The sequence below is a fragment of the Saccharospirillum sp. genome (assembly GCF_040881935.1).
In the GTDB taxonomy this organism is placed as follows: Bacteria; Pseudomonadota; Gammaproteobacteria; order Pseudomonadales; family Natronospirillaceae; genus Saccharospirillum.
This window is the reverse complement of record NZ_JBBECH010000011.1, coordinates 1-6998: the sequence shown is the minus strand read 5'-3', so window position 1 is coordinate 6998 and position 6998 is coordinate 1. Positions and strand designations below refer to the sequence as shown.

Annotated in this window: 6 protein-coding genes and 1 pseudogene; 4 read left to right on the top strand and 3 right to left on the bottom strand. The window is 55.3% G+C overall.

Going from position 1 to position 6998, the window contains the following annotated elements:
- Positions 1–128: 128 nt before the first annotated feature.
- Complete coding sequence (locus WEB54_RS00845) at positions 129–881, bottom strand: GntR family transcriptional regulator (RefSeq protein WP_368052756.1); 753 nt, start codon at positions 879–881, stop codon at positions 129–131.
- A 131-nt stretch (positions 882–1012) separates the two neighbouring features.
- Between WEB54_RS00845 and WEB54_RS00840 the strand changes: the two genes are divergently transcribed.
- On the top strand, positions 1013–1918 hold the full coding sequence (locus WEB54_RS00840; protein ID WP_368052755.1) for an aldo/keto reductase family oxidoreductase: 906 nt from the start codon (positions 1013–1015) through the stop codon (positions 1916–1918).
- 444 nt (positions 1919–2362) lie between these two features.
- Here the strand turns inward: WEB54_RS00840 and WEB54_RS00835 are convergent, their stop codons facing one another.
- Positions 2363–3343 carry a TauD/TfdA family dioxygenase gene (locus tag WEB54_RS00835; RefSeq protein ID WP_368052754.1) on the bottom strand — a complete coding sequence of 327 codons (981 nt, stop codon included), beginning with the start codon at positions 3341–3343 and terminating at the stop codon, positions 2363–2365.
- Between the two features lie 261 nt (positions 3344–3604).
- Between WEB54_RS00835 and WEB54_RS00830 the strand changes: the two genes are divergently transcribed.
- The 3 genes from WEB54_RS00830 to dctP all read left to right on the top strand — a co-directional run bounded on the left by WEB54_RS00830 (position 3605) and on the right by dctP (position 6652).
- Positions 3605–4168 (top strand): TRAP transporter small permease, encoded by a 564-nt coding sequence (locus tag WEB54_RS00830; RefSeq protein ID WP_368052753.1) that lies wholly within the window; start codon positions 3605–3607, stop codon positions 4166–4168.
- A gap of 5 nt (positions 4169–4173) precedes the next feature.
- Positions 4174–5472: a TRAP transporter large permease gene (locus WEB54_RS00825; RefSeq protein WP_368052752.1), complete on the top strand. Its 1299-nt coding sequence runs from the start codon at positions 4174–4176 to the stop codon at positions 5470–5472.
- A 100-nt stretch (positions 5473–5572) separates the two neighbouring features.
- Entirely contained in the window at positions 5573–6652 is a 1080-nt protein-coding gene (dctP, locus tag WEB54_RS00820; RefSeq protein WP_368052751.1) for a TRAP transporter substrate-binding protein DctP, read from the top strand.
- Positions 6653–6801: 149 nt separating this feature from the next.
- Here the strand turns inward: dctP and WEB54_RS00815 are convergent.
- Positions 6802–6998 (bottom strand): annotated as a pseudogene (locus WEB54_RS00815) (hypothetical protein); the annotation flags it as partial.

Here is a 6998-nt window from a genome sequence, read left to right as displayed (position 1 = left end):
GTCCGCAGCATGGATGCTGCGGTCTAGGCTCCATGGACGGATCTACGCCGACCCCGGATAGGTGCACCCGGTGCCTGGTACGGACTCATGGGATTGCCAATGCCCGGCACCAAAACGTGAGGCTAGGATCAGGACAGTCGTGATATATAACGAGCCACGGCCGGGTCGAACCAGGTGTAGGAAAATTCTTCAACCCGATCGTTGCTCGACCAGCTCAGCCGTTCAACAAAACCCAGCATCGTACCGGGCGCTTTGCCGAGCAGGTCGGCCACCCAATCCGGTGCGCCGGTGCAACTGATGCGGTCTTCAATGTGAGTGATCCAGAAATCGAAATGATCCCGATAATGTTTGTACAGACTCTCCAGCAGGCTATCCGCACTTAACGAAGGATCATGCTTCTGATCCAGCCAGATTTCCTCCGCCGCTGCTGGAGTCTGGTTCAGGTAACGAAGCCGGCGGATGCACCAGAGCGGTGTGCTACTATCTAAACCCAGATGATCGGCTACATAAGCATTTTTAGCCGCCGTTACGCTGAGCGTATCGGCATTGGGCATACCGCCGCCTTCCAGCAGTTCAAGCCGGAACAGTTGATAGACCGCCCGATTGTTCAGGGTGGCTTTAACATAGGTTCCGGAACCCTGGCGTCGTTCGAGCATGCCATCGCCTTCGAGCTTGGAAAGGGCTTTTCGCAGGGTTCCAATGGCCACCCCCAACTGGGTTGCGAGATCGGCCTCAATCGGCAGGCGTTCGCCAATCTGATAGTGGCCGGCGGCGATTTCGCGGTGCAGCAATTCGCTGATCTGAATATACAATGGCAGGCGTTTGGTCTGCTTTTTACCGGACGATGCACTGCCTGACATTTTCGGGGTTGTTGTGGTCATTGTTATTACCCTGATCAGTGAAATTCATTCACTATTCATTTACATGATGAGCATACCTTGTTAGGGTGCGAATGCCAACATTTCTGACTCATTGCCAACAATAAGGGCCTGATCGCCCAGTGGAGAACACCATGCAACGCATTCACCTTCCCAACACCGACGTCGAACTGAGCCGGCTGGTTTATGGCGTCTGGCGCCTGGCCGATGATCAGGATACCTCGGTTGGCCACGTTCGTGCCAAAATCGATGCAGCCCTGGCCGAAGGCATCACCACGTTCGACCACGCCGACATCTATGGCAACTACGAATGCGAAGCCCTGTTCGGCACTGCCCTGGCGGCTGACCCGTCGCTGCGCGACAAGATGGAACTGGTCAGCAAATGCGACATTGCCCTGGCCACCGACAAATTCCCCAATCGCCGCGTCAAATACTACGACACCAGCGCCGACTACATTCAGACCAGCGTCGAAAACAGCCTGCGCCACATGCACACCGACCACCTCGATCTGCTGCTGATTCACCGGCCAGACCCACTGATGAACGCCGCCGAGACCGGTGCCGCCCTCGATGCGCTGATCGACAGCGGGAAAACCCGTGCCGTCGGCGTCTCCAACTTCGGCGTTCACGAGTGGCGATTGCTGCAGGCCAATATGAAGCACCGCCTGTGCATTAACCAGATCGAAATGAGCGTACTGGAACGCAGCGCCTTCACCGACGGCACCCTCGCCGCGATGCAACTCGACCAGCTACAAGCCATGGCCTGGTCACCCCTGGCTGGCGGTCAAATATTCGGGTCCGACGCCGCCGCTAAACGCGTTCGCCCGTTGCTCGAAGACGTCGCCCAATCAAAAGCCCAGGGCCGGGTCGACCTCGCCGCTTTCGCCTGGCTACTGGCCCACCCGGCAGGCATTCTGCCCGTCGTCGGCACCAATAACATCAAGCGCATCAAAGGCCTGGCCCAGGCCATGGACATCACCATTGACCGCGAAACCTGGTTCGAAATCTGGACGGCGGCTGCGGGGCAGGAAGTGCCTTGAAGGCTAACTTCTAGAGAAGAAAAAGGCGCGTTTTCACGCGCCTTTTTTTGTTCGTTGGAGGTTGTTTGTACTTATTCGGAACTAGCCCGCGCCAGCCACCGGGTAAACCCCTGTGGGGTCGGCGTAAATCCGTCCATGGAGCCTAGGCCGCAGCATCCCTGCTGCGGACTACCCCACAGGGCCTCACCCGGCAGCCGGCGCTCGCTTTCTCTGCCAATCACTAAAAACAATGTAACTTGAATGAAACCAAATGTGGTTACTGCAACCCCATTCAAAAGGTCACCGGCGTTGCTTCACTGAACAGCGAGGACGCCCGCGGTAGGGATGATGGGGCATGGAGGCCCCTTCAGACCGGGAGAAGGGAAGCAACGGCGGGGACCGACACGACTGGCACCGAAGTCAACCGCACTGGGAGCAAAAGCAACCACCGCTACCAACCAAAGCCTACTTGTAAGAAATAGACGCCAGAATACTGCGCTCGCCCTTGAAGGGTTGGCGCGCATGGAGGACGGTGTAATTGCTGATCCAGAGGACGTCGCCATCCTGCCATTTGAAATTGACGCACAGCTCATTCATGGCCTTGACGGTGGCGTCCATGACGTCCTTGTCCATGTAGTCGCCCGTGCCTGTGGTAACCGCCTTGGTGCCTACGTTGCGGCTGTCGTTCCAGCCGGTGTAGACCGCCAGTACGGCGTTGAAGAACACCTTTTGTTGGGTTTCTTTGTCGAACTGGATGGCCGGTAATACCCGTGTGCGGGTGAGCAAGTCGCCATTGGCCAGCCATTCCCAGTCCATGCCGGCTTCGGTCATTACACGCTCGGCGTCTTCGCGAGTCTGAACCTGAAAGGTGTCTTTCCAGGAGCGGCCAATGGCCGAGCCTTTATCGGTCACTTCCGGCATCACGCGAATGTAACGCACGCCTTCTTCTTCCAGGCGGCCGGCAAATTCCGGGTTGATGTCGTGAAAGGCACGGTAGATCTCGCCCGAGTGCAGAATCGACGTTGCTCCGCCTTCTTCGGCGGCTTTCTCGCAATAGAAAAAGATGTACCCCGGCGGGTTCGGAACCTGGGCCATTTCATGGTGAAACGGAATGGTCTCTGACGCCGGTGATTCATTGGCGGTCACGATTCGTGATGCCGTTACCTGGTTGCGTGGTGCCGCGCCGCCAACGTAGGGCATGTTCTTGAACGAGGTGTGATCCAGGTGGCGCTCGAAGGATTCGGCATCGGTGACCGGGAAGCCCCGGAACAGGATGGCACCGTGCTCAATCAGATGGGACTTGAGGGTTTCCTGCTGTTCAGTTACCCAGGCATCGAACGCCGCAACATCGGTTGCCACCGCGTCGTTGTGAGGGGTTACGACCAGCGGGAAATCCCGGCCGTTTACCTGTTTTTGCTCGGGTATGTGATCGATTTTTATTGTCATGATGCCTCCTGGATGGACTGTCGGGCTGCCTGAAACCGGCAAACTCCGCACGCTTAGCCTGCAATAACACCACTCTAGCAACGCCCTTCAAAAAAGTAAATCAATAGTGAATGAATTAATTCCGAACATCGCTCGGTGAAAAATTCATCCACTATTGATTTACATCAAGCAAAAGGGCTGTTAACGTTTTCACTGCCCTGATGAATGAGGTTCAACAATGACAACAATGAACCGGCATCCGGCACACCGAGGTCACTTCCTATGAACGCCTTAGTGTTGCCGTTGAAAGCCCTGATGCATCTGAACACTGCCATTGCCACCGTTGGCAAGTTCCTCGCGTGGATCTGCGTGACCCTGATGGTGTCGTCCATCCTGTTTCAGGTAGTGATGCGCTATGTGTTCAACAATGCTCAGCCCTGGCCCGAAGAAGTCGCCCGAGCCTTCATGATGTGGATGATGGCGCTGGTCGCTGCGGCCGCCTATCGCGAGGGCTCTTTTGTTGCGATCGAAATGTTGCATGATTTTCTACCGCGCGTTGTCGCTGCGCTCCTGAAACTGGCGCTTTATCTGGCCGCACTGATCATTCTGTACTTCCTGTTCACCATGGGGCTGGAGTTTTTCCAACGTGGCTTTCGCAGTCGTGCTGCCAGTTTCGACATGCCGCTGGCCTGGGTTTACCTGGCCATGCCGGTGTGTTTCGGCACCATGATTCTGGTCAATATTGAACTGTTGCTGAAAGAAGCCGGCAACCTGCTGTTCCGTGATTTTAACGACCGGCTCGGCATTAAACCCAAACACGGCAGAGCCCAGCTGGCGATGGAGTAAGCAGGATGTTGATTCTATTTTTACCGCTGTTTTTAATCGTGCTGCTGATCGGTATGCCGGTGTTTTTTGCAACCTTGTTCGCCCCGGGTTTTATGTTGCTGTGGGAAGGCATGGATCGCGATTTGCCATTGTTGTTTCGCAATATCTACAACGGCATCGATTCCTTCCCGCTAATGGCGATTCCGTTCTTTATGCTCGCCGGTGAACTGATGAACCGGGGCGGCATTACCTTCCGTCTGGTTGATTTCTCGCAAGCCTTTATCGGCCATGTACGCGGTGGTCTAGCACATGTGAACATTATGTCGAGCATGCTGTTTGCCGGTCTGTCGGGTTCCGCCGTCGCGGATACCTCGGCCATCGGGTCGATGATGATTCCGGCGATGGAAAAGAACGGCTACTCGCGAAAGTTTGCCGCTGCCATTACCGCTGCGTCATCGGTGATCGGTCCGATCATTCCGCCTTCCGGCATCATGATCATCTACGCCTATACCATGGAAGTGTCGGTAGCCTCGTTGTTCGCGGCAGGCATTGTTCCTGGCGTGTTGATGGGTCTGTCATTAATGGTCATTACCGCCATCATGGCCAAGCGCTATGACTTTCCCAAGGCCGGGCACAAATACTCCTGGCCTGAGCGGGCCGTTGCTTCGAAAAAAGCCATTCTGCCGTTACTAACGCCGGTCATTATTCTTGGCGGAATCCTCGGTGGTATCTTCACACCTACTGAAGCCTCGGCGGTCGCCGTTGCCTATGCACTGATCCTCAGTGTCTGGGTATTGAAGTCGGTTAAATTAACAGACTTGCCACAGGTCTTTGTTCGCAGTGCCATGGGCTCGGCTGTAGTGTTGTTGCTGGTCGGTTCGGCCATGGCGTTCAAGACTGTGGTTAGCCTGTCGCAGTCAGCCCAAATACTGGCTGAGTGGATGCTGACGCTGAGCGAGAACGCTTACATTCTGCTGTTTTTGATCAACATCATGCTGTTCATTGTCGGCATGTTTCTCGATGCCGGCCCGGCGATCATTATTCTGGGCCCGATCCTCGCGCCGATCTTCACTTCGATTGGGGTCGACCCGGTGCATTTTGCGATGATCATGAGCGTTAACCTGACCGTGGGGCTGGCGACGCCACCGATGGGACTGGTGCTGTTTGTGGCATCGAGCGTTTCCGGTGAACGGGTCGAGTCGATTGCCAAAGCGATTCTGCCGTTTCTGGCCGCTGAAATAGCGGTGATTTTCCTGATTACCTTTGTACCTGAAATATCACTAACGGTTCCCCGTCTGCTGGGTCTTATGCCTTGGCCTGCATGACGAATCGTGCAACACCTGTTGTACACGCTGGAAGTAAGACCGAAAGCACAACAACCAACAATAAACAAAAACACTACAACGACAACAAGAGGTAAGAGCCATGCGTTTCAATCGCAAGCAAAAACTCATCGCAAAGTGCATCGGAGCCGTAACCGGTACCCTGCTAACATTGGGCATGGGCATTGCCAGCGCGGAAGACTACCGTCTGCGCGCTGTCTCCAACGCCAATGAAAACGACGAAGATTACGATGGCCTGATCGTCTTCAAAGACTTTGTTGAGGCCCAATCCAACGGTGCCATTCAAGTCGATATTTTCCTCGGCACCCAGCTGTGCGGCAACGGCACCGAGTGCATGCAGGCACTGGAGGATGGTTCAGTCGATATCTACATCTCCACGTCCGGCGGTGTGGCTAACATGTACCCGTACGTACAGGTGCTGGACTTGCCGTACATCCTGCGCAATGACCGCATGGCAGAAGCCGTGTTGCGCGGTGATTTCACCCGCGAAATGCGCGATGCCATTCTGGAAGATTCCAACGATCAGGTTCGTCTGATGACCATTGGCAACACCGGCGGCTGGCGCAACTTTGCCAACACCGAAAGAACCGTGCGTACGCCTGCTGATCTGGACGGCATGAAAATTCGTACCGTGGTTGCCGACCTGCCTCAGGCGCTGACCAGCGGTCTGGGTGCCAGCCCGACACCGATCCCCTGGCCGGAGCTGTTCACCTCGCTGCAAACGGGCGTAGTTGAAGGCACCAAAAACGGCATCACCGACATTATGTCGATGAAATTCCCGGAAGCGGGCTTGCAGTACCTGACACTCGACGGTCACGCTTACATGGCGGCCCTGTGGTACATGAACAATGAAGTCTTCATGGACATGCCGGATGAGTTGCGTCGCGTCGTTGTGGATGGTTTTGATGCACTGCAACAGGCCACTTTTACATCACCGAAGCGCAAGTCGATTCAGGCTTACCGTGATTTCGCAGAAGCCGGTGGTGAAGTCTATGTGCCAACCCCGGAAGAGAAAGAGCAATTCCTGCAAGCGGCTACTCCGGCGTTTGACTGGTTTGTCGAGAACATCGAAGACGGTGAGCAGTGGCTGAACCTGTTGCGCAGCGAAGCAGAAGCCGCCGAAGCGATGATCAGCGAAAGCTATGAGCGTGATCTGAACTAACACAAAATTCGGAGCTTGGGACAGCTATGTGGAATTGGTCCGCACCGGCTAGCCGCTGCTTATTTTTCAGCTATCTCCGAAACTTGAACAAACCAGATAAGAATTAATGCTGCTTTGCCGCCAGTGCCTTTGTGGGCCTGGCGGTTTTTTTATGGCTGGTGTCCTGAGTAAGAATTCAAAGCCTTCATGAACGCCTGCACCAGTGGTGATTTAATCGCCTCGGGCGAACACACCCATGAGAATGAGCGAACCAGTGTCAGGTCCGTGTTGAGTGGCACAAAACGACCCGACCCATCAGCATCGAGCGACAGGTGTGACAAACACCCTGCCCCCAGCCCACTGAGCA

Bases quoted from the DNA above. Each gene is read 5' to 3' on its own strand.
- WEB54_RS00845 (WP_368052756.1), bottom strand. From the start codon at position 881: ATGACCACAACAACCCCGAAAATGTCAGGCAGTGCATCGTCCGGTAAA.
- WEB54_RS00840 (WP_368052755.1), top strand. From the start codon at position 1,013: ATGCAACGCATTCACCTTCCCAACACCGACGTCGAACTGAGCCGGCTG.
- WEB54_RS00835 (WP_368052754.1), bottom strand. From the start codon at position 3,343: ATGACAATAAAAATCGATCACATACCCGAGCAAAAACAGGTAAACGGC.
- WEB54_RS00830 (WP_368052753.1), top strand. From the start codon at position 3,605: ATGAACGCCTTAGTGTTGCCGTTGAAAGCCCTGATGCATCTGAACACT.
- WEB54_RS00825 (WP_368052752.1), top strand. From the start codon at position 4,174: ATGTTGATTCTATTTTTACCGCTGTTTTTAATCGTGCTGCTGATCGGT.
- dctP (WP_368052751.1), top strand. From the start codon at position 5,573: ATGCGTTTCAATCGCAAGCAAAAACTCATCGCAAAGTGCATCGGAGCC.